Source organism: Enterobacter sp. MALB-1 (genome assembly GCF_041021625.1).
GTDB classification, from domain to species: domain Bacteria; phylum Pseudomonadota; class Gammaproteobacteria; order Enterobacterales; family Enterobacteriaceae; genus Enterobacter; species Enterobacter oligotrophicus.
The window spans coordinates 567,151-592,960 of sequence record NZ_JBDPJL010000001.1 but is presented as its reverse complement, the minus strand read 5'-3'; the positions used below and the strand labels follow the sequence as shown (position 1 = coordinate 592,960).

The following is a 25,810-nucleotide window of genomic DNA, read 5'->3' as shown; positions in this document are numbered from 1 at the left end:
TTATTACGCTTCGTCGCCGAACCAGCAAATATTACGTGCGGCCATGATGAGTTCGCCGGCTTTCTCGTCGGTTAAACCTTCGATATCAGCCAGGTCATCAACGCCTTGCTCAGCGAGATCTTCCAGCGTACAAACACCACGGGCAGCCAGCTTGAACGCAATCGCACGATCAAGACCTTCCAGATTCAGCAGGTCATCAGCCGGCTTCTTATCGCCAAGGCTTTCTTCCTGAGCCAGTGCCAGGGTGGTCAGTGCGTTTTTAGCGCGTTCACGCAGGGCTTCAACGGTTGGCTCATCCAGACCGTCAATTTCCAGCAGCTCTTTCATTGGCACGTAGGCCAGTTCTTCCAGCGTAGAGAAACCTTCTTCAACCAGAACAGTGGCGAAGTCTTCGTCAATGTCGAGGTACTTAGTGAAGGTATCGATCGCCGCGTGGGCTTCAGCCTGGTGCTTGGCCTGCAGGTCATCAACGGTCATCACGTTGAGTTCCCAGCCGCTCAGCTGTGACGCCAGACGAACGTTCTGACCGTTACGGCCAATCGCCTGTGCCAGGTTGCCCGCTTCAACAGCGATATCCATGGTGTGTTTGTCTTCGTCAACAACGATAGACGCCACATCCGCCGGAGCCATTGCGTTGATCACGAACTGCGCCGGGTTGTCGTCCCACAGAACGATATCGATACGCTCGCCGCCCAGCTCGGTAGAAACCGCCTGAACGCGCGCGCCACGCATACCGACGCAAGCACCAACCGGATCGATACGCTTGTCGTTGGTTTTCACCGCGATTTTCGCACGGGAACCCGGATCGCGAGCCGCAGCTTTGATCTCGATAACTTCTTCGCCGATTTCCGGTACTTCGATACGGAACAGTTCAACCAGCATTTCTGGTTTAGAACGGGTCACGAACAGCTGTGCACCACGCGCTTCAGGGCGCACGGCGTACAGCACACCGCGGATACGGTCGCCTGGGCGGAAGTTTTCACGCGGCAGCATGTCTTCACGCAGGATCACGGCTTCAGCGTTACCCGGCATCCCTTCGGATTTGATCTCCAGAGAGATGTTGTCGCGGTTCACTTTCTTCACCACACCGGTGATGATTTCGCCTTCCTGATCGCGGAACTGATCGACAACCAGCGCGCGCTCGGCTTCGCGCACTTTCTGCACGATAACCTGTTTAGCGGTCTGCGTGGTGATACGGTCGAAGGTCACAGATTCAATCTGATCTTCAACGTACTCGCCCACGTTCAGGCTTTCGTCTTCGAAACGTGCGGCTTCCAGCGTGATCTCTTTGGTCGGCTGGGTCACTTCTTCAACGATTACCCAACGACGGAATGTATCGAAGTCACCGCTTTTGCGATCGATTTCTACGCGAACATCGATCTCTTGTTCGTATTTTTTCTTGGTTGCCGTAGCCAGGGCACTTTCCAGCGCTTCGAAAATCTTCTCACGCGGCAGTGATTTCTCGTTGGAGACGGCTTCAACAACAGCCAAAATTTCTTTGTTCATCGCGGGCTTTTCACCTCAATCCAGACTGTTAAAAGTGGGGAACCAGGTTCGCCTTCTGGATATTACTCAGCGCGAACACTTCATCTTTGCCTTCGACTGCCACTGTGATCATTTCACCATCAACGGCTTTGATAATTCCCTGCCATTTACGGCGGTTCTGTACGGCCATACGCAGAACGAGAGCCACTTCTTCACCGGTAAAGCGCACATAGTGCTCGGCCGTGAACATCGGGCGATCGAGGCCAGGTGAGGAAACTTCCAGGTTGTACGCAACGGTAATCGGGTCTTCAACATCAAGAACCGCACTCACCTGGTGGCTAACATCAGCACAATCATCAACATTGATGCCATCTTCACTATCAATATAGATGCGCAGCGTCGATGTGCGGCCGCGAACGAATTCGATGCCGACCAGTTCGTAGCCCAGTGCTTCGACCGGTGCAGTAATCATCTCTGTTAATTTTTGCTCTAATGTGGACAAGCCCACCCCCAAGACATAAAAAAAGGGCGTAAAGCCCAGTTATTCTGTAGTCAGATAACAAAAAACCCCGATAAATCGGGGCTTTAGATAACTGAACCCTATAGCCACAACTGTGGCCTGGAGCACTCTCCGAAAGCATTTTTTCAAATCCAGCTACGAAGGCTCTACGTCTTCACAGTATATTTGAAAAAGAACTTTATGGGAAAGTGGTTGCGGGGGCCGGATTTGAACCGACGACCTTCGGGTTATGAGCCCGACGAGCTACCAGGCTGCTCCACCCCGCGCCTGAAACGTGGCAAATTCTACGCGTTTTAGGTAGAAAATGCAAATAATGCTGGGATTTGGTACCGAAGACGGGACGTAAAATCGGCGTTCAGTATATTGATAGTTGACCCCACCTGTCAACCCGGCTTCCAGCAGGCTAAACCGAGGGAAATTTTTACAAAAATCGCACGAGTCTCTTTCGGTCATCGATAAAAGATGATTAAATGAATACTCACTTATTTTGCATAAACATGCATCAAGAGCGAAAGCGGTCTCTTATCAGTCAATCAAGCAGGGTTTTATTTTATGACGACGATTCTCAAGCATCTCCCGGTAGGACAACGTATTGGCATCGCTTTTTCAGGCGGCCTGGATACCAGCGCTGCACTGCTGTGGATGCGCCAGAAGGGAGCGGTTCCTTATGCATATACTGCGAACCTGGGTCAGCCGGATGAGGACGATTATGACGCAATCCCTCGCCGTGCCATGGAGTATGGCGCTGAGAACGCACGTCTGATTGACTGCCGTAAACAGCTGGTTGCTGAAGGTATTGCTGCGATTCAGTGTGGTGCTTTCCATAACACCACCGGTGGCCTGACCTATTTCAACACCACCCCACTGGGCCGCGCCGTGACCGGCACCATGCTGGTTGCCGCCATGAAAGAAGATGGCGTGAACATCTGGGGCGACGGCAGTACCTATAAAGGCAACGACATTGAACGTTTCTATCGCTACGGTCTGCTGACCAACGCTGAGCTGCAGATTTATAAACCGTGGCTGGATACCGACTTCATCGACGAACTGGGTGGCCGTCATGAAATGTCCGAGTTTATGATTGCCTGCGGCTTTGACTACAAAATGTCTGTCGAGAAAGCCTACTCCACCGACTCCAACATGCTCGGTGCGACGCACGAAGCGAAAGATCTGGAGTTCCTGAACTCCAGCGTGAAGATTGTTAACCCGATCATGGGCGTGAAGTTCTGGGACGAGAACGTCAAGATCCCGGCGGAAGAAGTGACCGTGCGTTTCGAACGTGGCCATCCGGTTGCCCTGAACGGCAAAACGTTCTCTGACGACGTAGAGCTGATGCTGGAAGCAAACCGCATCGGTGGCCGTCACGGTCTGGGCATGAGCGATCAGATTGAAAACCGTATCATTGAAGCAAAAAGCCGCGGCATCTATGAAGCACCGGGGATGGCGCTGCTGCACATCGCTTACGAGCGTCTGCTGACCGGTATTCATAACGAAGACACCATTGAGCAGTATCACTCTCATGGTCGTCAGCTGGGCAAACTGCTGTATCAGGGTCGCTGGTTCGATCCGCAGGCGCTGATGCTGCGTGATGCGTTGCAGCGCTGGGTGGCAAGCGCGATCACCGGTGAAGTCACTCTGGAACTGCGTCGTGGCAATGACTACTCTATCCTGAACACCGTGTCTGACAACCTGACCTATAAAGCAGAGCGTCTGACGATGGAAAAAGGCGAGTCCGTGTTCTCTCCGGACGACCGTATTGGTCAGTTGACCATGCGTAACCTGGACATCACCGACACCCGTGAGAAGCTGTTCAACTATATTGAGAACGGTCTGCTCTCCGCGAATTCCGGTAACGGCCTGCCGCAGGTTGAGAACCTGGAACACAGCGATAAGAAGTAATCGCCGAGATGAAATGCAAAAGGCGTCCGATGGACGCCTTTTTTGTGGTCTTCGTAGGCCCGGTAAGCGCAGCGCCACCGGGCAAAACGGCGGGTGGCGCTGCGCTTACCCGCCCTACAAAAGATCGGAAACACAGAATGTACAGACGAAAAAAAAGACGTCTTTCGACGTCTTTTTTCTGGAATATTGGTACCGAGGATGGGACTCGAACCCACAAGCCCGTTAGGGCACTACCACCTCAAGGTAGCGTGTCTACCAATTCCACCACCTCGGTACAGAATACTTACTGCGGGATATCGCTGGTTGGCTTAGCCGGTGCAGCTGGCTGAGTCTGCTCAGTTTTTGCTGGCGCGCTCAGATTTTCCCACTCGCTTCCTTTACTGGTCTTGTTGCTGTTGATATTGCCCAGCACCAGACTGATGATGAAGAACAGCGTAGCCAGAATCGCGGTTGTACGGGTCATGAAGTTCGCAGAACCACTTGAACCAAACAGCGTACCGGAAGCGCCTGCTCCGAAGGAGGCTCCCATATCAGCGCCTTTACCTTGCTGCAGCATGATCAGCGCTACAAGAGCGATGGCTACAATAAGGAAAATAACTAAAAGAGCTTCGTACATAATCAACCTGTTCCTTGCGGATTTGCCGCATACCAATGCTTCGACCAATTAGCAGGATTTCGTGTTTCCCACTGAAGCGGGTGTGAATACTAACCAAAGCGAATCACCTTCGCAAGGGCAATTTTGAGGCATTGTATCAACTGCAGAAAAAAACAGCAAAAAGCCATTAATTGCTTAAAACAAAGGCGGCAAGCGCTGCCTTTTTAAACACTTAACGTGAAAAATTATGCAGCTTTTACGGCATCCGCAATGCGGTGCGCAAATTCTGTGACCTGCGCTTCGTCTTCACCTTCCACCATCACGCGAATCAGCGGTTCAGTACCGGACTTACGCAGCAATACACGGCCACGGTTGCCCAGGGCCGCTTCAACGTCAGCCATCACCGCTTTCACGTTGTCATTTTCCAGCGGATCGCCTTTACCGGCAGTGAAACGCACGTTTACCAGGATCTGCGGGAACATTTTCATGCCGCTGCAGAGATCGTGCAGGCTCATATGGTTGCGCGCCATGGCTGCAACCACCTGCAGCCCGGCAACAATGCCGTCACCGGTGGTGGTTTTATCAAGCAGGATCACGTGACCGGAGTTTTCCGCACCGATACGCCAGCCCTTCTCCTGCAATTTTTCCAGCACGTAGCGGTCGCCCACTTTCGCGCGGACAAACGGAATACCAAGCTGTTTCAGCGCCAGTTCCAGCCCCATGTTACTCATCAGCGTACCGACAGCGCCACCGCGCAACTGCCCCTGACGCAGACCTTCACGTGCAATAATGTAGAGGATCTGATCGCCGTCGACCTTGTTACCTTCATGGTCGACCATGATCACACGGTCGCCATCGCCGTCCAGGGCAATACCCAGATCGGCTTTTTCTGCCAGTACGCGCGCCTGCAGGGCACGCACGTCCGTCGCCCCCACTTCTTCGTTGATGTTCAGACCATCCGGTTCGCAACCAATGGTAATCACTTTCGCGCCCAGCTCACGGAAAACGTTCGGGGCGATGTGATACGTCGCACCGTTTGCACAGTCCACCACAATCTTAAGATGGGCCAGGCTCAGTTCGTTCGGGAAGGTGCCTTTGCAGAATTCAATATAGCGGCCAGCGGCATCGACAATCCGATTCGCTTTGCCCAACTCAGCAGAGTCGACGCAGGTGATCTCTTTTTCCATTTCGGCTTCGATTGCCTCTTCCACTTCATCCGGCAGCTTGGTACCGTCGATGGAGAAGAACTTGATGCCGTTGTCATAAAACGGGTTATGGGAAGCAGAGATAACAATGCCCGCCTCTGCGCGGAAAGTGCGCGTCAGATACGCCACCGCAGGCGTTGGCATGGGGCCAGTAAAGGAAGCAGAAAGTCCTGCCGCCGCCAGCCCGGCTTCCAGCGCAGACTCCAGCATATAGCCTGAGATACGCGTATCTTTGCCAATGATGATCTTACGGGAGCCATGACGTGCCAGAACCTTTCCGGCAGCCCAGCCCAGCTTCAGTACGAAATCAGGAGTAATTGGCGCATCGCCTACGCGTCCACGGATACCATCAGTACCAAAATATTTACGATTACTCATAGCGTTTGTTTTCCTTCGCTGCCAGTGTGGCTTCCACCACACGCATGGCTTCTACTGTTTCTTTGACGTCATGGACGCGAATAATGTGTGCGCCTTGCATCGCCGCAATCACCGCACAGGCCAGGCTGCCGCTCAGACGCTCACCCGGCCCCACGTTCAGTAACTGCCCAATCATCGACTTTCTTGACATCCCCACCAGCAGCGGCAGGCCGAAATGATGAAATTCTGATAAGCGCGCAAGTAGCTCATAGTTGTGGGAGAGATTTTTACCGAAACCGAACCCTGGGTCGAGCAGCAATTTCTCTTTTGCGATACCCGCACGTTCGCAACGTTCAATATGCTCAATAAAGAAGCGATTCACATCAGCAAACACGTCGGCATACTTTGGCGCATCCTGCATCGTTTTCGGTTGCCCTTGCATGTGCATCAGGCATACCGGCAGCCCGGTTTCTGCTGCCGCCTCAAGCGCGCCCGGCTCCGTTAACGAGCGAATATCATTAATAATGTGAGCGCCCACTCTCGCCACTTCGCGGATCACTTCAGGCTTGGATGTGTCGACGGAGATCCACACTTCAAACCGCTGCGCGATGGCCTCAACCACGGGCACTACGCGAGCCAGTTCTTCTTCTACAGAAACATCCGCTGCACCAGGACGCGTCGATTCGCCGCCGACATCAATGATGGTGGCACCCGCGTTAATCATCAAATTCGCATGTTTAACCGCGTCGATAAGCGTGTTATGCGTGCCGCCGTCTGAGAAGGAGTCAGGGGTAACATTCAGGATACCCATCACATGTGGGTGTGAGAGATCGAGATGCGAGTCCTGGGCGAATAATTTCATGGCGAAATCCCTGGTATTAATATGGTTTAACAGAAAAGAAAAACCCCGGAGCAAGCTCCAGGGTTTGTGGTACAGACACACGCTTCAACAGCAATGACTTACTTGTCGCCCAACTGTTCTGACATGGTGTTGCCCGGATTCGGCGTGCGTGGTTCATCAACCGGACGCGGCGCACGCGGGGTGCCATTGTTGTCAGAATTGTTGGAAGCACCTGGGTCTTCCCAGCCTGCTGGCGGACGCACTTCGCGGCGAGCCATCAGGTCGTCAATCTGTGGAGCATCGATGGTCTCATATTTCATGAGCGCATCTTTCATTGAATGCAGAATGTCCATATTGTCGTTCAGGATCTGGCGTGCGCGACCGTAGTTACGTTCAATCAGCGCTTTCACTTCCTGATCGATGATACGAGCCGTCTCATCGGACATATGTTTCGCTTTCGCCACAGAACGGCCCAGGAATACTTCACCCTCTTCCTCTGCATACAGCAGTGGACCGAGTTTGTCGGAGAAGCCCCACTGAGTCACCATGTTACGTGCCAGGTTTGTCGCGACTTTAATATCGTTCGACGCACCGGTAGAAACATGTTCCGCACCGTAGATGATCTCTTCTGCCAGACGGCCACCGTACAGGGTCGAAATCTGGCTTTCCAGTTTCTGACGGCTGGCGCTAATCGCGTCGCCCTCAGGCAGGAAGAAGGTCACCCCCAGCGCACGACCACGTGGAATAATCGTCACTTTGTGTACCGGATCGTGTTCCGGAACCAGGCGACCGATAATTGCGTGACCCGCTTCGTGGTAGGCCGTGGACTCTTTCTGCGCTTCCGTCATCACCATGGAGCGACGTTCCGCACCCATCATGATTTTGTCTTTCGCTTTTTCGAATTCCACCATGGACACCACGCGCTTGTTGCCGCGAGCAGCAAACAGTGCTGCTTCGTTGACCAGGTTCGCCAGATCCGCACCGGAGAAGCCCGGAGTACCACGCGCGATGATTGCCGCGTCGATATCAGGTGCCAGCGGTACGCGGCGCATGTGGACTTTCAGAATCTGTTCACGACCACGAACATCCGGCAGACCGACCACAACCTGGCGGTCGAAACGGCCTGGACGCAGCAACGCGGGGTCAAGGACATCCGGACGGTTAGTCGCCGCGATAACGATAATACCTTCGTTACCTTCGAAGCCGTCCATCTCAACCAGCATCTGGTTCAGGGTCTGTTCACGTTCATCGTGACCACCGCCCAGGCCCGCACCACGCTGGCGGCCTACGGCGTCGATTTCATCGATGAAGATAATGCACGGTGCTGCCTTCTTGGCCTGCTCGAACATGTCACGCACACGAGATGCACCGACACCCACGAACATTTCAACGAAGTCAGAACCTGAAATAGTAAAGAACGGCACCTTCGCTTCACCCGCGATGGCTTTCGCCAGCAGGGTTTTACCGGTCCCTGGAGGACCTACCATCAGAACGCCTTTCGGGATCTTACCGCCCAGTTTCTGGAAACGGCTCGGCTCACGCAGGTATTCGACCAGTTCGCCCACCTCTTCTTTTGCTTCGTCACAGCCTGCGACGTCGGCAAATGTGGTCTTGATCTGGTCTTCCGTCAGCATGCGCGCCTTGCTCTTACCGAACGACATGGCACCTTTGCCACCACCGCCCTGCATCTGGCGCATGAAGAAGATCCAGACGCCAATAAGAAGCAGCATCGGGAACCAGGAGATGAAGATAGAAGCCAGCAGGCTTGGTTCTTCAGGCGGCTCACCAACCACTTTGACGTTTTTGGTCAGAAGGTTATCAAGCAGCTTAGGATCGTTCACCGGGATGTAGGTCGTGTAACGGTTACTATCTTTCTTGGTAACGTTGATCTCACGTCCGTTGATACGCGCTTCGCGAACCTGGTCCTGATTGACCTCCTGCAGGAAGGTAGAATAATCCACCTTGCGGCCGTTCGACTCGCTGGGCCCAAAGCTCTGGAATACTGACATCAGCACAACGGCAATGACCAGCCAGAGTATTAGGTTTTTCGCCATGTCACTCAAGGGATTAACCTCATATTACAACTGTGTTAAAAACAGCGTCAGGATACTCTATATCCAGTTTCATTCAAACTTTCGTCTGAAATCTACCGGTTATCATTTTCGCCCGGTCGCTACAATATACACTTCACGGGAACGGGCCCGCGAAGAGTCCGGCTTACGAACTTTGACCTTCGCAAACAGGGAGCGAATTTCCTTAAGGTACTCCTCGAAACCTTCGCCCTGAAACACCTTCACAACAAAACTACCACCAGGCGCTAGTACATCTCGACACATTTCTAACGCTAGCTCCACCAGATACATGGCGCGGGGGATATCCACCGCCGGTGTTCCACACATATTTGGTGCCATATCTGACATGACAACCTGGACCTTACTGTCACCCACACGTTCAAGTAACGCTTTCAGCACTAATTCATCACGAAAATCGCCCTGAAGGAAGTCGACACCAACAATGGGATCCATTGGTAAAAGATCGCATGCGATGATTCGCCCCGTTCCGCCGATCTGCGTGACCGCATACTGAGACCATCCGCCAGGTGCTGCACCGAGGTCGACAACCGTCATGCCCGGTTTAAAAAGTTTGTCACTTTGCTGTATTTCATCAAGTTTAAACCAGGCGCGGGAACGCAACCCTTTTTTCTGCGCCTGTTGAACATATTTATCGCTAAAGTGTTCCTGAAGCCAGCGGCTGGAGCTGGCAGAACGCTTTTTACCTGTCATTTAACATTTCCGTCCTGGTTCATCGTTACTTGCCTGTGACGTAAATTTCTACGCAGCTATTTGGCGATATAAGGGAGATGGCGGTAGAATGAACCGTTTTCAATCCCAACGTAAGCAAAAATATACGATGAATCTGAGTACTAAACAAAAACAGCACCTTAAAGGTCTGGCACATCCGCTCAAGCCTGTAGTCATGCTTGGCAACAATGGTTTGACCGAAGGGGTGCTTGCCGAGATTGAACAAGCGCTGGAACACCACGAGCTGATCAAGGTGAAAATCGCCTCTGAAGACAGAGACACTAAAAACCTGATCGTGGAAGCCATCGTGCGTGAAACCGGTGCCTGTAATGTACAGGTCATCGGTAAAACGCTGGTGCTCTACCGCCCATCTAAAGAGCGTAAAATCTCGCTGCCACGCTAAGGATATCCTGAATTGCACATATTTTCTGTGTAAAACGAGGGATTTCTGTCAGCAGGTGAGCAAAATGCCACGCTCCTTGAGTTGATAAAAGGCCGCTATGCGGCCTTTTTCTTTTCTTTACAATGTATCAACATCTTAGCGGAGATGCGAATTACAGGTACTCAACCTTAATAATTTCGTATTCCACTTCGCCACCAGGGGTGCGGATGGTAACCACATCGTCCTGTTCTTTGCCAATCAGGCCACGCGCGATCGGTGAATTCACAGAGATCAGGTTCTGTTTGAAGTCGGCTTCATCATCGCCCACGATGCGATACGTCTGCTCTTCGTCGTTATCCAGGTTCAGAACCGTCACGGTTGAACCAAAGATCACACGGCCATTGTTTGGCATTTTGGTGATATCGATCACCTGCGCATTGGACAGCTTCGCTTCGATATCTTTAATGCGTCCTTCACAGAAGCCCTGCTGCTCACGCGCGGCGTGGTATTCAGCATTCTCTTTCAGGTCGCCATGCTCACGCGCATCCGCGATTGCGGCGATGATTTCAGGGCGACGTACGGATTTCAGGAAATCCAGCTCTTCGCGCAGTTTTTCGGCACCACGTAAGGTCATCGGAATAGCTTGCATTTGTTATACCTCTTAAACATTCCTGTAGGGAGCAGCGTCACCTGCTCCGGCCCCTGTCCCCACGTACATCAAACCATGAGCGGGCCAGAAGCAAAAAGAAAACCGACCCGGAAGCAGCGCCCCAGGTCAGCAGCAATTTTTCAATTTGATACGCATTTTACCGCGAAGTTCACTATGGGTCATCGTTTACTTTGCAGTGCTATGCACCGTAGTATGACGGTTTGTTTTCGGGTTGTTAGCGCGAGATTATGCGATTTTCCAGTTTTATCATCGGATTGACTACCAGTATAACGTTCACCGTTCAGGCCGCGAATGTTGATGAATACATTAATCAGTTGCCTGCAGGCGCTAACCTTGCACTGATGGTGCAGAAGGTTGGTGCACAGGCACCCAATATTGACTATCACAGTCAACAAATGGCGCTGCCTGCCAGTACCCAGAAGGTGATCACTGCACTCGCCGCCCTGCTCCAGCTCGGGCCTGACTTCCGTTTTACCACGACCCTTGAAACCAAAGGTAACGTTGAAGACGGTGAGCTGAAAGGCGATCTTATTGCCCGCTTCGGAGGGGACCCAACCTTTAAGCGCCAGGATATCCGCAACATGGTGGCGGTGCTGAAAAAATCCGGCGTGCAGAAGATCGATGGCAACGTGCTGATCGACACCTCCATTTTCGCCAGCCACGATAAAGCGCCAGGCTGGCCGTGGAACGACATGACGCAGTGCTTTAGCGCACCGCCAGCCGCCGCTATTGTTGACCGTAACTGCTTCTCCGTGTCGCTTTACAGCGCACCAAAACCTAATGATTTAGCGTTTATCCGCGTGGCCTCGTACTACCCGGTCACCATGTTTAGCCAGGTACGTACTCTGGCTAAAGGCTCCCCGGATGCGCAGTATTGCGAGCTGGATGTGGTTCCGGGCGATCTGAACCGCTATACGCTGACTGGCTGCCTGACGCAGCGTGCCGATCCGCTGCCGCTGGCTTTCGCCATTCAGGACGGTGCGGGCTATGCGGGTGCCATTCTTAAAGACGAACTCAAGCAGGCAGGAATTACTTATACCGGTTCGCTGCTGCGCCAGACGCAGGTTAATCAGCCTGGTACGGTGATCGCCAGCAAACAATCTGCGCCACTGCACGATTTGCTTAAGATAATGCTGAAAAAGTCTGACAACATGATTGCTGACACGGTGTTCCGCATGATTGGTCACGCGCGTTTCGGCGTTCCGGGAACCTGGCGTGCCGGCTCCGATGCTGTACGTCAGATCCTGCGTCAGCAGGCGGGGATCGATCTTGGCAATACCATCGCCGTTGATGGCTCCGGGTTATCGCGCCATAACCTGATTTCCCCGGCCACCATGATGCAGGTGCTGCAGTACATTGCCCAGCATGACACTGAGCTAAACTTTATTACCATGTTGCCGCTTGCCGGACACGATGGTTCGCTGCAGTACCGCGCGGGGCTTCACGCTGCAGGCGTTGATGGCAAAGTCTCAGCCAAAACAGGTTCACTGCAGGGTGTTTACAACCTTGCAGGCTTTATCACTACCGCCAGCGGGCAACGCATGGCGTTCGTGCAGTATCTTTCCGGCTATGCCGTCGAACCCGCTGACCAGCGTAATCGTCGAATTCCTCTGGTACGCTTCGAAAGCAGGCTATACAAGGACATCTACCAGAATAACTAGCGATGAAACTACTCATAGTTGAAGACGATCTGTTATTGCAGGAAGGGCTGGCGCTCGCGCTGGCGAATGAAGGATACGCCCTTGATTGTGCCGCCACGGCGGCCGAGGCCGATGCGTTGATCCAGAGTGGCGAGTACAGTCTGGTGATCCTCGACTTAGGTTTACCCGATAAAGATGGTGCCACGCTGCTGAGCCAGTGGCGGCGTCGCGGCGTCGACAATCCGGTGCTGATCCTCACAGCGCGTGATGCCATTGAAGATCGCATTAACGGGCTGGATTCCGGTGCGGATGACTATCTGGTGAAACCCTTTGCCCTCGCAGAGCTGCAGGCACGCGTGCGGGCGCTGATCCGCCGCTATCAGGGGCACAGCGATAATTTGCTGACCGACGGCGATATCACGCTGAACCTGCAAACGCAGCAGGTGCTGCGTAAATCTCTGCCTGTTGAAGTCACGCCAAAGGAGTTTGCCCTGCTGACGCGGCTGATCATGCGTAGCGGGCAGACGGTGCACCGTGAAACGCTGCAACAGGATATCTACTCCTGGCAGGACGATCCGGGATCAAATACCCTGGAGGTTCACATTCATAATCTGCGCCGTAAGCTCGGCAAGGACAGAATTAAAACCGTACGCGGCGTGGGATATCGTCTGGAGAGCCAAAAATGAACAGCATGCGTCGGCGATTGATGGTTCTGCTGGCGGTGATTCTGTTATTTTTTCAACTGATAAGCGTGGTCTGGCTGTGGCATGAGAGCCGCGAGCAAATTGGCTTTCTGGTAAATGAAACCCTGTCGGCCAAAGCACGTAACAACCATGTCGAGAAAGAGATCCGCGAGGCAATCGCCTCGCTGCTGGTTCCTTCTCTGGTGATGGTCGGTTTTACCCTGTTCTTCTCATTCTGGGCCGTCACGTGGATAACCCGGCCGCTCAACAAACTGCGAGCCAGTCTCGCTAACCGCTCAGCCGACAATCTCACGCCCCTGCCTATGTATTCTGACATGGAAGAGATTGGCGCGGTCACCACCTCGTTGAATCAACTGCTGGCTCGTCTGGATCATACCATCCAGCAGGAACGCCTCTTCACCGCCGACGCCGCCCACGAGTTACGAACACCTCTCGCCGGGATCAGGCTGCATCTGGAATTAATGGCTCAGTCTGGCTCACCACAGGCTACGGCATTAATTAGCCGTATCGATCAACTGATGCATACCGTTGAGCAACTGCTGATGCTGGCGCGTGCCGGGCAAGCGATGGCAAGCGGACATTACGATACCGTCACCTGGACAGAGAACATCATTGCACCGCTGGGCCTTGAGCATGAAGCCAAAGAACACACGGTAATTTGGCCCGAAAAAAGCCCGCTAACGGTTCAGGGAGACGCGGTTCTGCTGCGCCTGATGCTGAGGAATCTGCTGGAGAACGCTGCACGCTACAGCCCGACAGGGACGACGATTACGGTGAAGCTGACGGAAAAGGACGGTGGCACTCAGGTCAGCGTGATTGATCAAGGGCCGGGTATCGATGAAGCCCATCGCCAGTCCATCACCGAACCGTTCCGTCGGCTTGACCAGCGCTACGGAGGGAGCGGCCTGGGGCTGAGTATTGTTCAGCGCATCGTTCAGCTCCATCATGGCAACTTAACGCTGGAGAATGGCGCTGAGGGCGGCTTAATCGCCAGTTGCTGGTTGCCGTCAACGTTAGGCTAAAAAAAAAGCCCCTTAACAGGGGCTTCTTGCAGGAATTAATGCTTGTAGATGAACTCGACGCCTTCTTCGTCGTCTTCATCCCAGTCATCGTCCCAGTCTTCATCATCTTCTTCCGCTTCCAGCTCTTCGAGCTGTTGACGGTGGTAGTCATCCCACATGAATTCGACTTTTTCAGGCTGTTTCGCCTCTTCCGCCTTAACAACGGGGTTCTCGATGATAAAGGTCATCACATCCCAGCAGAGGTCTTTCACGCCAACCTGGCTTGCAGCAGAGATCAGGTAATATTTATCTTCCCAACCCATCGCTTCGGCAATCGCTTTGGCTTTTGCTTCGGCTTCTGCTTTATCCATCAGGTCGATCTTGTTAAAGACCAGCCAGCGCGGTTTATCCGCCAGTTTTTCGCTGTATTTTTCCAGCTCGCCGATGATGATACGGGCGTTTTCAACCGGATCGGAACCGTCGATAGGATCGATATCGATGAGATGCAGCAAGACGCGACAACGCTCAAGGTGTTTCAGGAAGCGAATCCCCAGACCGGCACCTTCCGCTGCGCCTTCAATCAGCCCTGGGATATCAGCAACCACGAAGCTCTTTTCATTATCCATACGGACAACGCCCAGGCTAGGCACCAGCGTGGTAAACGGATAATCTGCTACTTTTGGCTTGGCTGCGGATACAGCACGAATAAACGTTGATTTACCCGCATTTGGCATGCCCAGCATACCGACGTCGGCCAGCAGCATCAGCTCCAGTTGCAGGTCGCGTTTATCACCTGGCGTCCCCATGGTTTTCTGACGCGGAGTACGGTTAACGGAAGATTTGAAACGGCTGTTGCCCAGACCGTGCCAGCCGCCTTTTGCCACCATCAGGCGTTGACCATGTTTGGTCATGTCACCCATGGTTTCGCCAGTGCCCTGATCGATGACACGCGTACCCACTGGCACCTTGATGGTCACATCTTTACCGCGTTTACCGGTACAGTCGCGGCTCTGGCCGTTTTGCCCACGCTCAGCGCGGAACGATTTTTCGAAACGGTAGTCGATCAGCGTGTTGAGGTTTTCATCCGCCTCCAGCCACACATCGCCGCCATCTCCACCGTCACCGCCGTCAGGACCGCCACGAGGAATATATTTTTCACGGCGGAAGCTCACGCAACCATTGCCGCCATCACCTGCCACGACCAGGATCGTCGCTTCATCAACAAACTTCATTTTACTCTCCGTAACTCATTCGCCTGAGCGGGGGACTACTACAACCGCTTCATTTTTGCGCCAACGCCCCCAGAGACGATGACCAATGGCGGAATACATCGCGCCCGCAACCACGACAAACGCACCGAGATAGCCCAACAGGTTGAGCATCGGTCTGACGAAGACATCGGGCCAGGCCATTGATAACAAATCTGAAAATAACAGCGTAAACAGCGGAGTCAGCGTAATTAATGCACTGACCTGTGCTGCCTGCCAGCGCGCCATTGCTTCGGCCAGCGCGCCATAACCGACCAGCGTATTAAGCCCACAAAAAATGAGGCACGCCAGTTGCCAGTCGCTGAGCTGGGTAATCACACCCGGCTTTGCTAACGGCAATAATGCTATTGTACACAAAGTGTACAGCAAAAAGAGGATCTGCTGTGAAGCCAGGCGACGCAATAACACCTTTTGTGCGACGCCATAACTCACCCAGACCGTTGCTGCCCCCACACCGAAAATCACACCCCAGGTGTAATCCGTCAGCCGGGTAAAAATCTCAATCAGGCTGGTGTTGAAGAACATCACCAGACCACAGAGCAGCATGCTCGCCCCGATAATCTGCGTCCCGCGCATCTTCTCCTTGAGAATAAAGACGCTGGCGACCATCATGCCGACCGGTGAAAGCTGACCAATCACCTGCGACGCGGTGGGGCTAAGATATTGCAGGGAAGAGCTAAACAGGATGAAATTACCGAACAGACCGCCCGTCGCGATAGCCAGTAACACCAGCCAGCGCGGCTTACGGAATATACGCAGCGGTGGCAGCTTACCTTTAATTGCGAGGATAGCGCCCAGGCCAATGCTTGCCATCAGAAAGCGATAAAACACCACCGTAGGCGGCTCCATCACTTCCAGTACCTGCTTCATTGCAATTGGCAGCGCACCCCAGCACATTGCGGTGGTGAGCGCCAAAAGAATACCAATGCCGGCCTGCTGCTTCATGCCCGTTTTCCCTACAGAAAATTTTCCGGGTTTCCAATGTAAAAAGCCCCGCAACACGTTGCGGGGCTTTAATCCGTTACCGGACCGAGAAAACCTTACTCAGCAACGATGCTGATGTATTTACGGTTGTTCGGGCCTTTAACTTCAAATTTCACTTTACCGTCTGCTTTAGCAAACAGAGTGTGGTCACGACCGCAACCTACGTTAGTGCCAGCGTGGAACTTAGTACCACGTTGACGAACGATGATGCTACCCGCCAGAACGGATTCGCCACCGAAACGCTTAACGCCCAGGCGTTTAGCTTCTGAATCGCGACCGTTACGTGTGGAGCCGCCAGCCTTTTTATGTGCCATTTAAATCTCTCCTCAGGTCTTAGGCGCTGATGCCAGTAATTTTCACATCAGTGAACCACTGACGGTGGCCCTGCTGCTTACGGTAGTGTTTACGACGACGAAACTTAACGATTTTAACTTTCTCGCCACGACCATGAGCAACAACTTCAGCTTTGATAACGCCGCCATCAACGAAAGGAACGCCGATTTTGACTTCTTCACCGTTTGCGATCATCAGAACTTCTGCGAACTCAACAGATTCGCCAGTTGCGATGTCCAGCTTTTCCAGGCGAACGGTCTGACCTTCGCTTACTCGGTGTTGTTTACCACCACTTTGGAAAACCGCGTACATATAAACTCCGCTTCCGCGCACATCCTCGTATGAATCAGAGTGCGCTATAAATATTCACAATAGGGCGCGAATATTACGCAAAACGCGAGCCTTTGACAAGTGCTACCGTCAATACATGAAGAAAAAAAACACAACACGTACGGTAACGTTTATCTGAGCCGTTTTTTCAGTACAATCAGCACTACTATTGATAAACCGAAACCCTTTGTGTACCCACCTTCTGTGGGATAAACAGGATGAAAAGCCCGGCTTTTGCGATGAATTTAGAAAAAATCAACGAGTTAACCGCGCAAGATATGGCGGGTGTGAATGCAGCAATCCTGGAGCAACTCAACTCTGACGTTCAGCTGATCAATCAGTTGGGCTATTACATCGTCAGTGGCGGCGGTAAACGCATTCGCCCGATGATCGCCATTCTGGCCGCAAGAGCCGTTGGCTATCAGGGAAATGCCCACGTCACCATTGCGGCACTGATCGAATTTATCCACACCGCCACGCTTCTTCATGATGACGTGGTGGATGAATCGGATATGCGTCGTGGTAAAGCCACCGCAAACGCTGCATTTGGCAATGCGGCCAGCGTTCTGGTGGGTGATTTTATCTATACCCGAGCCTTCCAGATGATGACCAGCCTCGGTTCACTCAAGGTGCTGGAAGTGATGTCGGAGGCGGTAAACGTTATTGCTGAAGGCGAAGTGCTGCAGTTGATGAACGTTAACGACCCGGACATCACCGAAGAAAACTACATGCGTGTGATCTACAGCAAGACCGCGCGCCTGTTTGAAGCAGCAGCCCAGTGCTCGGGCCTTCTGGCCGGATGTACAGAAGAACAAGAGCGTGGCCTACAGGACTACGGGCGCTATCTCGGTACGGCATTCCAGTTGATTGATGATTTACTGGACTACAGCGCCGATGGCGAAACCCTGGGTAAGAACGTAGGTGATGACCTGAACGAAGGTAAACCGACTCTGCCGCTGCTTCATGCGATGCGTAACGGAACGCCCGACCAGGCAAAAATGATCCGCGAAGCGATAGAACAGGGAAATGGTCGCCATCTTCTGGAACCTGTACTGGAAACAATGGCTATCTGTGGTTCACTTGAATGGACGCGCCAGCGTGCTGAAGAAGAGGCCGACAAAGCCATCGAAGCACTTCAGGTTATTCCTGACAGCCCATGGCGTGACGCACTGATTGGTCTTGCCCACATCGCCGTTCAGCGCGATCGTTAATTCTTTCCCTCTCTCCCCGCGGCTCTCGCGGGGAGATTCCAATAAGCTCCCATAAACTCCATATTCACGTTAAATCATCAGCTTAAAGGCCGCATGAATAAAGCCATGTCATATTCTGAATATTGCTTCCAGTAACGCGAACTTTTTAGAACCCGTGTTCGAACAAGATATAGTAATGCTGTCATTTCACGAGAAATGACGTGGACGAATACGAACACAAGGACAGCATTATGGATACAAAATTCATCGACTGGCATTCAGCTGATATTATTGCTGCGCTCCGCAAAAAAGGGACATCACTGGCAGCGGAGTCACGACGTAATGGGTTAAGCTCTTCCACGCTGGCGAATGCACTGACACGCCCGTGGCCAAAGGGGGAATTAATTATTGCGACGGCGCTGGACACACACCCGTGGATAATCTGGCCATCGCGCTACCACGATCCCATCACCCATGAATTTATCGACAGAACACGCATGATGCGTCAGAAAAAAACGAAGAAAGACCCGCAGGAATAACGCGGCCGATATGACAGGAACAGCAATCCCCCGGCCATGTCAGGCAGGGGGGTGCCGGAAAACTTACTCGCCCTTCACTCGCTCGATATTCGCACCCAGCGCACGCAGTTTATCTTCAATACGCTCATAACCACGATCGATGTGGTAGATACGATCAACGACCGTCGTCCCTTCCGCGATACAACCCGCCAGCACCAGGCTTGCAGACGCACGCAGATCGGTTGCCATGACCTGCGCACCAGACAGTTTTTCCACGCCGTGGCAGATAACCGTATTGCTTTCGATCTCGGCATGCGCCCCCATACGAATCAGTTCCGGTACGTGCATAAAGCGGTTCTCGAAAATGGTTTCAGTGATGAAGCCAGTACCTTCGGCGACCAGGTTTAACAACGTAAACTGGGCCTGCATGTCCGTCGGGAAGGCCGGATGCGGTGCAGTGCGCACATTGACCGCTTTCGGACGCTGTCCGTGCATGTCCAGACTGATCCAGTCTTCACCTGTCTCAATATCAGCACCTGCATCGCGCAGCTTCGCCAGAACGGCATCCAGCGTATCAGGCTGTGCATTACGGCAGACAATTTTGCCGCCGGAGATCGCCGCTGCGACCAGGAAAGTACCGGTTTCGATACGATCCGGCAGAACGCGATACACACCGCCGCCCAGACGCTCAACGCCTTCGATGGTGATACGGTCAGTACCCTGACCGGAAATCTTCGCACCCAGCGCCACGAGGAAGTTCGCCGTGTCCACGATTTCCGGTTCACGTGCGGCGTTTTCAATGATGGTGGTGCCTTCTGCCAGCGTCGCCGCTGACATAATGGTGACGGTTGCGCCAACGCTCACTTTGTCCATGACGATGTGCGCGCCTTTCAGACGGCCATTCACGGACGCCTTAACGTAACCCTCTTCCAGCTTGATCTCCGCGCCCAGCTTTTCCAGGCCAAAGATATGCAGGTCAACCGGACGCGCGCCGATGGCACAGCCGCCCGGCAGAGAGACCTGACCCTGACCAAAACGCGCCACCAGCGGGCCCAGCGCCCAGATGGAAGCACGCATGGTTTTCACCAGGTCGTATGGGGCAGAGAAATTGTTAACGTTGCTGGCATCGATCCAGACGGAACCGTTACGCTCCACTTTAGTGCCCAACTGGGTGAGCAACTTCATGGTCGTGTCGATATCTTTCAGCTTCGGTACGTTCTGGATCTCTACCGGCTCTTCCGCGAGCAGCGCAGCGAAAAGAATTGGCAGCGCGGCGTTTTTCGCGCCAGAAATTGTGACTTCGCCCTGGAGACGCGTTGGCCCCTGTACACGAAATTTATCCATGTGTTTGCTCTCTTATAAATTCAACCGTGCTGCTGGCTCTGGCCCTCAGCTCAAAAACCGTTTAGTTTGCGATCGCGTGCCCACTCTTGCGGGGTGAACGCTTTAATCGACAGGGCGTGGATGCGGTTATCCGCAATATATTCCATCAGCGGCGCGTACACAGCCTGCTGCTTCTTCACGCGACTCATACCGTCGAACATGTCACCCACAGCAATAACCTGGAAGTGACTGCCATCGCCAGTGACGTGGGCTTCCTGAAGGGAGAGTGCATTCATCAGCACTGCCTGGATTTCATTATTTTCCATGGGGTCTATATCATCTGATAGTGAAAACAAGCCCAACATCTTAGAGCAAAGTGGCGTCGTCTTAAACAAGCAAAAAGCCCCGACGTGGAAACTGTCGGGGCTTTCAGAAGTAACGTACTGAAAAAATTAGCGAGGTAATACGTCTTCGGGCAAATTATAAAGCTGTGCAAGAGTGACAACGTTATCGCTTACGCCCGTCAGTGCAACGCTCATCCCCTGCTTTTTGCCTGTGGCGACCAGATGCGCCAGAAGAGCAATACCTGCGGTGTCCACTCGCGTGACGCCGTTTAAATCAATCAGCGTCACGCCCTGCATTGCGTCATGGCGAGCGTCCCACAAGGGATTCAGCAGATCCTGGTCAAGTTCCCCCGCCAGCTTTAACGTCTCACCTTCACGCGACCAGCTCAGTTGCTGCGACATTACTTCTTCTCGTCCAGGGAAATTTTCTGACGAGAGATAGACTGCAGTTGTGCGGTCAGGCCATCAATGCCTTTGGTACGCAGCAGGTCGCTCCACTCGTTTTGCTTAGTGGTGATCATGCTTACACCTTCTGCAATCATGTCATACGCCTGCCAGTTTCCGGTCTGGCTGTTTTTACGCCACTGGAAATCCAGGCGAACCGGCGGACGACCGTTAGGATCGATAATGGTGACACGGATAGGGATGATAGTCGCATCGCCCAATGGCTGCTCAGGGGCAATCTGATAGGTCTGACCGTGGTACATCGCCAGCGCCTGGCCGTAAGCCTGTTTCAGGTATTCACGGAACGCAGCAAAGTACGCCTCACGCTGTGCTGGCGTGGCATCTTTATAGTAACGGCCCAGCACCAGTGCGCCCGCGTATTTAATCTGCACATACGGCAGCAGTTCCTGATCGACCACATCGCGCAGATAATCAGGATTAGCGCGAATTTTAGGCTGTTCGTTTTTAAGACGGTCGAAGGTTTTCTTCGCAGCCTCATCCATCAGTTTGTACGGGTTGCTCTGATCCGCAGCGTGGGCTGCAGTGAGAGGGGCAATGACCAGCATGGCAACCATTAACAGACGTTTAAACATGAATGACTTCTCCTGAAATTAATTCGCCGCACCAGGCGTCGGCTCGACGTTGGTATGGTCTTCACCCTGCGCAGGGGCAGCTTCAGACTTATTATCATCCCCTTTACTGTTGTAAAGGAACTGACCAATCATATCTTCCAGCACCATCGCGGACTTCGTATCTTGGATAACGCTACCGTCTTTAAGGATAGTCGTTCCCAGCTCAGGATCTTCAAAGCCGACGTTCAGCGCCAGATATTGCTCCCCCAGCAGGCCAGAGGTGCGGATAGAAAGCGAGCTGGTGTCCGGGATATGGTTGTAGCGCTCTTCAATATCCATCGCGACACGCGGCAGATAGGTTTTCTCATCAAGGGTGATTTCTGACACACGGCCAATCACCACGCCGCCAATGCGTACCGGCGAGCGCACCTTCAGGCCACCGATATTATCGAAGGTGGCATAGATGCGATACGTCGGCTCGGTGCGAACAGAGGTGATATCCGCCGCTCTCAGGCAGATAAACAGGGCTGCCAGCAGTGCCAGCAGCAGGAATACGCCGACCCAAATTTCATTTTTTCTCGTTTGCATGAACTCAATTCCCAAACATCAGTGCGGTGAGCACAAAATCCAGACCCAGTACGGCCAGCGACGAATGAACAACAGTACGTGTCGTTGCACGGCTAATGCCCGCCGATGTCGGGATGGCATCGTAACCGTTAAACAACGCAATCCAGGTCACCGTAATGGCAAAGACCGCGCTCTTAATTAAACAGTTAACCAGATCCATCCGCAGATCGATGGCATCCTGCATCGCAGACCAGAAGAAACCGGCATCAATGCCTTTCCAGTGCACGCCAACCAGCGACCCGCCCCAGATACCGACGGCCACAAACAGAATGGTCAGCAGCGGTAACGAAATCACACCCGCCCAGAAACGCGGGGAGATCACCCGGCGCAGCGGGTCGACCGCCATCATCTCCATACTGGAGAGCTGCTCGGTTGCGCGCATCAGGCCAATTTCCGCCGTTAATGCAGACCCGGCGCGCCCGGCAAACAAGAGCGCGGCGACAACCGGCCCAAGCTCACGCAGCAGAGAGAGCGCAACCAGCATTCCAAGGCTGGTTTCCGCACTGTAGGTTGTCAGTACCAGATAGCCCTGCAGCCCCAGCACCATGCCGATAAACAGACCGGAAACGATGATGATCAGCATCGACAGTACGCCGACGTTATAAAGCTGCCGCACCAGCAGAGGCGCGTGCTTGCGGAATTCCGGTTTGCCGACCAGCGCGTTGAACAACATCAATCCGGCACGCCCGAACGTCCTGATGGTTTTTATGCCACGGTGTCCGAGCGCGGCCAACGCATTTAACAGCATGAGTGGCTTAACTCCCTATTCCCAATAAATCGTCACGATAGTCACCGGACGGATAGCGGAACGGCACCGGGCCATCCGCAATACCATCCAGGAACTGCCGCACTCGCGGATCGCAATTTTCCTGCAACGCCTGAGCGCTGCCATGTGCGACGATCTTTTTGTCTGCCACGATATACGCGTAATCAGCAATACTCAGCACTTCCGGCACATCGTGCGACACCACGATGCAGGTTACGCCGAGCGCGCTGTTCAGTTCAGAAATCAACTTCACCAGCACACCCATAGTGATCGGGTCCTGCCCAACGAACGGTTCGTCGAACATGATTAAATCAGGCTCTAACGCAATGGCTCGTGCCAGCGCGGCGCGGCGCGCCATACCGCCGGAAAGCTCTGACGGCATAAGTTTGGCCGCCCCCCGCAGTCCCACGGCCTCAAGTTTCATCATGACCGTGCTTTTCAGCAGCGCCGGCGGCAGATGCGTATGCTCACGCAGCGGGTAGGCGACGTTATCGAAAACATTCATATCGGTGAACAGCGCTCCCGACTGAAAGAGCATGCTCATGCGTTTGCGGACAGTATACAGACGTGAGCGAGACATCTCAGGGACGTTTTCACCGTCAAAGAGAATTTCGCCACTGTCAGGTGGAATTTGCCCACCAATGAGACGCAGCAATGTCGTTTTACCGATCCCTGACGGCCCCATAATGGCGGTAATCTTGCCATGCGGCACGGTCAGCGAAATATCATCAAATATCAATCGGTTGCCGCGAGAAAAACTGACGCCACGGACATCGACTAAATTCGCCATCGTTTGGCTCATTTACGGTTCCTTTCTTACCCTGCTTCACACTGAGCATGAAGCCTAAATCAGCCCTAAACCCCACATTTTTACAGAATATTAGCCATTGAGGTTAGCGAAAGCTGGCATTTGTTTTACTTTTCCGGCGCATAAAGTCAAAATTAGGAATTCGTTACGTCTCAGACTGTATGCAGCGCCACTAATTCACGCGCGGTGGACCGGCGAGTATACCTGAAGAAAGGACTTTTGATGCTTTTAGCAACAGCACTGTTAATAATTGGTTTACTTTTGGTGGTCTACAGTGCTGACCGTTTGGTATTTGCAGCATCAATCCTGTGCCGACTTATCGGTATGCCGCCCGTCATTATTGGCATGACGGTGGTCAGTGCAGGCACCTCGCTTCCTGAAATCATCGTTTCTGTCTCTGCATCGCTGCATGGCCAGGTCGACCTCGCTATCGGCACCGCGATTGGCTCTAACATCGTCAATATTTTATTGATCTTAGGATTAGCCGCGCTGCTGCATCCATTTCGCGTGCATTCCGATGTTCTGCGCCGTGAATTGCCGCTAATGTTAATCGTAAGCCTGCTGGCAGGCTACGTGCTTTATGACGGCGTGCTGAGCGTCGATGACGGCATTTTCCTGCTCGCACTGGCCGGAATTTGGCTGCTGTATAGTGTAAAAATCGCTCGTCAGGCGGAAAAGGCAGGGAGCGATAGCCTGACGCGAGAGCACGTTGCCGAACTGCCTCGGGGAGGATCGTTACCCGTCGCCCTGCTTTGGCTTGGCGTCGCGTTGATCATTATGCCGATGGCAACACGCATGGTGGTAGATAACGCAACCGTGCTGGCGAACTATTTCGCCATGAGCGAACTGACAATCGGCCTGACGGTCATTGCTATTGGTACCAGCCTGCCAGAGCTGGCAACCGCCATCGCGGGCGCACGTAAAGGTGAAGATGATATCGCCATTGGCAATATCATCGGCTCCAACATTTTCAATATCGCCATCGTGACGGGACTGCCCGCCCTGATAGCGCCAGGGCCATTTAACCCGCTGGCGTTCTCGCGCGATTACGGAGTAATGCTGCTGGTGAGCGTGATTTTTGCTCTGCTCTGCTGGCGACGGAAACGTCAGATAGGTAAAGGCGCGGGCGCGCTACTGACGGGTGGATTTATCGTATGGATGGCGATGCTGTACTGGCTCTCGCCTCTTCTCTCTGGGTAAACGGAAACGCATTATGTCGCAAATAGAATTGCAACCGGATTTTGACTTTCAGAAAGCAGGCAAAAAAGTTCTGGAGATTGAACGTGAAGGTCTGGCGCAGTTAGATCAGTACATTAATCAGGATTTTAGTCTGGCCTGTGAGAAGATGTTCACCTGTGCCGGTAAAGTCGTGGTCATGGGGATGGGTAAATCCGGCCATATCGGACGCAAAATGGCGGCGACCTTTGCCAGCACCGGTACGTCGTCGTTCTTCGTCCATCCTGGTGAAGCCGCACATGGCGATCTCGGCATGGTGACCCCGCAGGATGTGGTCATTGCGCTGTCGAACTCCGGTGAATCCAATGAGATCCTGGCGCTGATTCCGGTCCTGAAACGACTGCAGGTTCCGCTGATTTGCATGACCAGCCGTCCCGAAAGCAGCATGGCGCGTGCCGCTGACATCCACCTGTGCGTCAAAGTGCCGAAAGAAGCCTGTCCGCTTGGCCTGGCACCAACCTCCAGCACAACCGCTGCACTGGTCATGGGCGATGCCCTCGCCGTTGCGCTGCTTGAAGCGCGTGGTTTCACGCCTGAGGATTTCGCCCTGTCACACCCAGGCGGTGCGCTGGGACGTAAGCTGCTGCTTCGGGTTAACGATATTATGCACACCGGTGATGAGATCCCTCACGTGAGCAAAGCGGCCTCGCTGCGCGATGCGTTACTGGAAATCACCCGCAAAAATCTGGGTATGACGGTCATTTGCGATGAGCAGATGAAAATTCAGGGGATCTTTACTGACGGCGACTTGCGACGTGTATTGGATATGGGTGTGGATGTCCGCACGCTGGGCATCGCCGATGTCATGACACCGGGGGGAATTCGCGTGCGTCCAGGCATCCTGGCCGTCGATGTACTGAACCTGATGCAGACCCGACATATCACCTCTGTTATGGTTGCCGATGGCGACCAACTGCTGGGTGTGGTACATATGCATGATCTTCTGCGCGCAGGCGTAGTGTAATGA

At 53.3% G+C, this 25,810-nt stretch carries 28 protein-coding genes and 2 tRNA genes; 9 read left to right on the top strand and 21 right to left on the bottom strand.

Annotation, left to right across the window (positions count from 1 at the left end):
- Positions 1-3: 3 nt before the first annotated feature.
- The 3 genes from nusA to ABGB15_RS02855 all read right to left on the bottom strand — a co-directional run bounded on the left by nusA (position 4) and on the right by ABGB15_RS02855 (position 2,271).
- Positions 4-1,506 (bottom strand): transcription termination factor NusA, encoded by a 1,503-nt coding sequence (gene nusA / locus ABGB15_RS02865; RefSeq protein ID WP_028017046.1) that lies wholly within the window; start codon positions 1,504-1,506, stop codon positions 4-6.
- A gap of 28 nt (positions 1,507-1,534) precedes the next feature.
- Positions 1,535-1,987 (bottom strand): ribosome maturation factor RimP, encoded by a 453-nt coding sequence (gene rimP / locus ABGB15_RS02860; RefSeq protein ID WP_152082405.1) that lies wholly within the window; start codon positions 1,985-1,987, stop codon positions 1,535-1,537.
- 207 nt (positions 1,988-2,194) lie between these two features.
- Positions 2,195-2,271: transfer RNA gene (locus tag ABGB15_RS02855), tRNA-Met, on the bottom strand.
- Positions 2,272-2,557: 286 nt separating this feature from the next.
- Between ABGB15_RS02855 and argG the strand changes: the two genes are divergently transcribed.
- Entirely contained in the window at positions 2,558-3,904 is a 1,347-nt protein-coding gene (gene argG, locus ABGB15_RS02850; RefSeq protein ID WP_215722436.1) for an argininosuccinate synthase, read from the top strand.
- Between the two features lie 187 nt (positions 3,905-4,091).
- On the opposite strand, the gene ABGB15_RS02845 is transcribed toward argG, so the two are convergent.
- From ABGB15_RS02845 to rlmE, 6 genes are all read right to left on the bottom strand, one after another.
- Positions 4,092-4,178, bottom strand: a tRNA-Leu gene (locus tag ABGB15_RS02845).
- Positions 4,179-4,187: 9 nt separating this feature from the next.
- Positions 4,188-4,520 (bottom strand): preprotein translocase subunit SecG, encoded by a 333-nt coding sequence (gene secG, locus ABGB15_RS02840; RefSeq protein ID WP_003861803.1) that lies wholly within the window; start codon positions 4,518-4,520, stop codon positions 4,188-4,190.
- A gap of 224 nt (positions 4,521-4,744) precedes the next feature.
- Positions 4,745-6,082, bottom strand: coding sequence for a phosphoglucosamine mutase (gene glmM / locus ABGB15_RS02835; protein WP_152082407.1), 1,338 nt, complete (start codon positions 6,080-6,082; stop codon positions 4,745-4,747).
- Positions 6,075-6,923 carry a dihydropteroate synthase gene (gene folP, locus ABGB15_RS02830; RefSeq protein ID WP_152082408.1) on the bottom strand — a complete coding sequence of 283 codons (849 nt, stop codon included), beginning with the start codon at positions 6,921-6,923 and terminating at the stop codon, positions 6,075-6,077. The genes glmM and folP overlap by 8 nt, the downstream gene beginning before the upstream one ends.
- 98 nt (positions 6,924-7,021) lie before the next feature.
- Positions 7,022-8,956, bottom strand: a complete 1,935-nt coding sequence (gene ftsH, locus ABGB15_RS02825; protein ID WP_014833437.1) for an ATP-dependent zinc metalloprotease FtsH — start codon at positions 8,954-8,956, stop codon at positions 7,022-7,024.
- A gap of 102 nt (positions 8,957-9,058) precedes the next feature.
- Positions 9,059-9,685 (bottom strand): 23S rRNA (uridine(2552)-2'-O)-methyltransferase RlmE, encoded by a 627-nt coding sequence (gene rlmE / locus ABGB15_RS02820; protein ID WP_014171792.1) that lies wholly within the window; start codon positions 9,683-9,685, stop codon positions 9,059-9,061.
- Positions 9,686-9,812: 127 nt separating this feature from the next.
- Here rlmE and yhbY point away from each other — a divergent pair, with 127 nt between their 5' ends.
- A complete protein-coding gene (yhbY, locus tag ABGB15_RS02815) occupies positions 9,813-10,106 on the top strand; it encodes a ribosome assembly RNA-binding protein YhbY (protein WP_003861814.1) in 294 nt (97 codons plus the stop codon).
- Positions 10,107-10,257: 151 nt separating this feature from the next.
- Here yhbY and greA read toward each other — a convergent pair whose 3' ends face one another.
- Entirely contained in the window at positions 10,258-10,734 is a 477-nt protein-coding gene (gene greA, locus ABGB15_RS02810; protein ID WP_014171793.1) for a transcription elongation factor GreA, read from the bottom strand.
- A gap of 248 nt (positions 10,735-10,982) precedes the next feature.
- Here greA and dacB point away from each other — a divergent pair, with 248 nt between their 5' ends.
- The 3 genes from dacB to pmrB are packed head-to-tail and all read left to right on the top strand — an operon-like array spanning position 10,983 to position 14,121.
- The gene (gene dacB / locus ABGB15_RS02805) at positions 10,983-12,416 is read left to right on the top strand and encodes a serine-type D-Ala-D-Ala carboxypeptidase (protein ID WP_152082409.1); all 1,434 of its coding nucleotides are present in this window, start codon (positions 10,983-10,985) and stop codon (positions 12,414-12,416) included.
- A 2-nt stretch (positions 12,417-12,418) separates the two neighbouring features.
- Positions 12,419-13,081, top strand: coding sequence for a two-component system response regulator PmrA (gene pmrA / locus ABGB15_RS02800; protein ID WP_215722435.1), 663 nt, complete (start codon positions 12,419-12,421; stop codon positions 13,079-13,081).
- Positions 13,078-14,121 (top strand): two-component system sensor histidine kinase PmrB, encoded by a 1,044-nt coding sequence (pmrB, locus tag ABGB15_RS02795; RefSeq protein WP_152082411.1) that lies wholly within the window; start codon positions 13,078-13,080, stop codon positions 14,119-14,121. The genes pmrA and pmrB overlap by 4 nt, the downstream gene beginning before the upstream one ends.
- 35 nt (positions 14,122-14,156) lie before the next feature.
- On the opposite strand, the gene cgtA is transcribed toward pmrB, so the two are convergent.
- The 4 genes from cgtA to rplU all read right to left on the bottom strand — a co-directional run bounded on the left by cgtA (position 14,157) and on the right by rplU (position 16,997).
- The gene (gene cgtA / locus ABGB15_RS02790; RefSeq protein WP_369064098.1) at positions 14,157-15,332 is read right to left on the bottom strand and encodes an Obg family GTPase CgtA; all 1,176 of its coding nucleotides are present in this window, start codon (positions 15,330-15,332) and stop codon (positions 14,157-14,159) included.
- A 15-nt stretch (positions 15,333-15,347) separates the two neighbouring features.
- Positions 15,348-16,313 carry a DMT family transporter gene (locus ABGB15_RS02785; protein WP_152082412.1) on the bottom strand — a complete coding sequence of 322 codons (966 nt, stop codon included), beginning with the start codon at positions 16,311-16,313 and terminating at the stop codon, positions 15,348-15,350.
- 95 nt (positions 16,314-16,408) lie between these two features.
- Entirely contained in the window at positions 16,409-16,666 is a 258-nt protein-coding gene (rpmA, locus tag ABGB15_RS02780) for a 50S ribosomal protein L27 (protein ID WP_003861831.1), read from the bottom strand.
- Positions 16,667-16,685: 19 nt separating this feature from the next.
- A complete protein-coding gene (gene rplU, locus ABGB15_RS02775; protein WP_003025032.1) occupies positions 16,686-16,997 on the bottom strand; it encodes a 50S ribosomal protein L21 in 312 nt (103 codons plus the stop codon).
- Positions 16,998-17,254: 257 nt separating this feature from the next.
- Between rplU and ispB the strand changes: the two genes are divergently transcribed.
- Both ispB and sfsB read left to right on the top strand, forming a co-directional pair.
- Positions 17,255-18,226 (top strand): octaprenyl diphosphate synthase, encoded by a 972-nt coding sequence (ispB, locus tag ABGB15_RS02770; protein WP_215722434.1) that lies wholly within the window; start codon positions 17,255-17,257, stop codon positions 18,224-18,226.
- Between the two features lie 230 nt (positions 18,227-18,456).
- The gene (gene sfsB, locus ABGB15_RS02765; RefSeq protein WP_152082414.1) at positions 18,457-18,744 is read left to right on the top strand and encodes a DNA-binding transcriptional regulator SfsB; all 288 of its coding nucleotides are present in this window, start codon (positions 18,457-18,459) and stop codon (positions 18,742-18,744) included.
- Between the two features lie 63 nt (positions 18,745-18,807).
- On the opposite strand, the gene murA is transcribed toward sfsB, so the two are convergent.
- From murA to mlaF, 7 genes are all read right to left on the bottom strand, one after another.
- Entirely contained in the window at positions 18,808-20,067 is a 1,260-nt protein-coding gene (murA, locus tag ABGB15_RS02760) for a UDP-N-acetylglucosamine 1-carboxyvinyltransferase (protein ID WP_100166523.1), read from the bottom strand.
- Positions 20,068-20,117: 50 nt separating this feature from the next.
- Positions 20,118-20,372: a BolA family iron metabolism protein IbaG gene (ibaG, locus tag ABGB15_RS02755; RefSeq protein WP_152082415.1), complete on the bottom strand. Its 255-nt coding sequence runs from the start codon at positions 20,370-20,372 to the stop codon at positions 20,118-20,120.
- Positions 20,373-20,498: 126 nt separating this feature from the next.
- Complete coding sequence (mlaB, locus tag ABGB15_RS02750) at positions 20,499-20,792, bottom strand: lipid asymmetry maintenance protein MlaB (protein WP_152082416.1); 294 nt, start codon at positions 20,790-20,792, stop codon at positions 20,499-20,501.
- Positions 20,792-21,427: a phospholipid-binding protein MlaC gene (mlaC, locus tag ABGB15_RS02745; protein WP_152082417.1), complete on the bottom strand. Its 636-nt coding sequence runs from the start codon at positions 21,425-21,427 to the stop codon at positions 20,792-20,794. Before mlaC ends, mlaB begins: the two co-directional genes overlap by 1 nt.
- Before the next feature lie 18 nt (positions 21,428-21,445).
- Entirely contained in the window at positions 21,446-21,994 is a 549-nt protein-coding gene (mlaD, locus tag ABGB15_RS02740) for an outer membrane lipid asymmetry maintenance protein MlaD (RefSeq protein WP_152082418.1), read from the bottom strand.
- A 4-nt stretch (positions 21,995-21,998) separates the two neighbouring features.
- Positions 21,999-22,781, bottom strand: coding sequence for a lipid asymmetry maintenance ABC transporter permease subunit MlaE (gene mlaE, locus ABGB15_RS02735; protein WP_152082419.1), 783 nt, complete (start codon positions 22,779-22,781; stop codon positions 21,999-22,001).
- 7 nt (positions 22,782-22,788) lie between these two features.
- Positions 22,789-23,601, bottom strand: coding sequence for a phospholipid ABC transporter ATP-binding protein MlaF (gene mlaF / locus ABGB15_RS02730; protein ID WP_152082420.1), 813 nt, complete (start codon positions 23,599-23,601; stop codon positions 22,789-22,791).
- A gap of 228 nt (positions 23,602-23,829) precedes the next feature.
- On the opposite strand from mlaF, the gene ABGB15_RS02725 reads away from it, so the two are divergent.
- Both ABGB15_RS02725 and kdsD read left to right on the top strand, forming a co-directional pair.
- Entirely contained in the window at positions 23,830-24,807 is a 978-nt protein-coding gene (locus tag ABGB15_RS02725; RefSeq protein ID WP_152082421.1) for a calcium/sodium antiporter, read from the top strand.
- A gap of 13 nt (positions 24,808-24,820) precedes the next feature.
- Positions 24,821-25,807, top strand: a complete 987-nt coding sequence (gene kdsD, locus ABGB15_RS02720) for an arabinose-5-phosphate isomerase KdsD (RefSeq protein WP_215722433.1) — start codon at positions 24,821-24,823, stop codon at positions 25,805-25,807.
- Positions 25,808-25,810 lie beyond the last annotated feature (3 nt).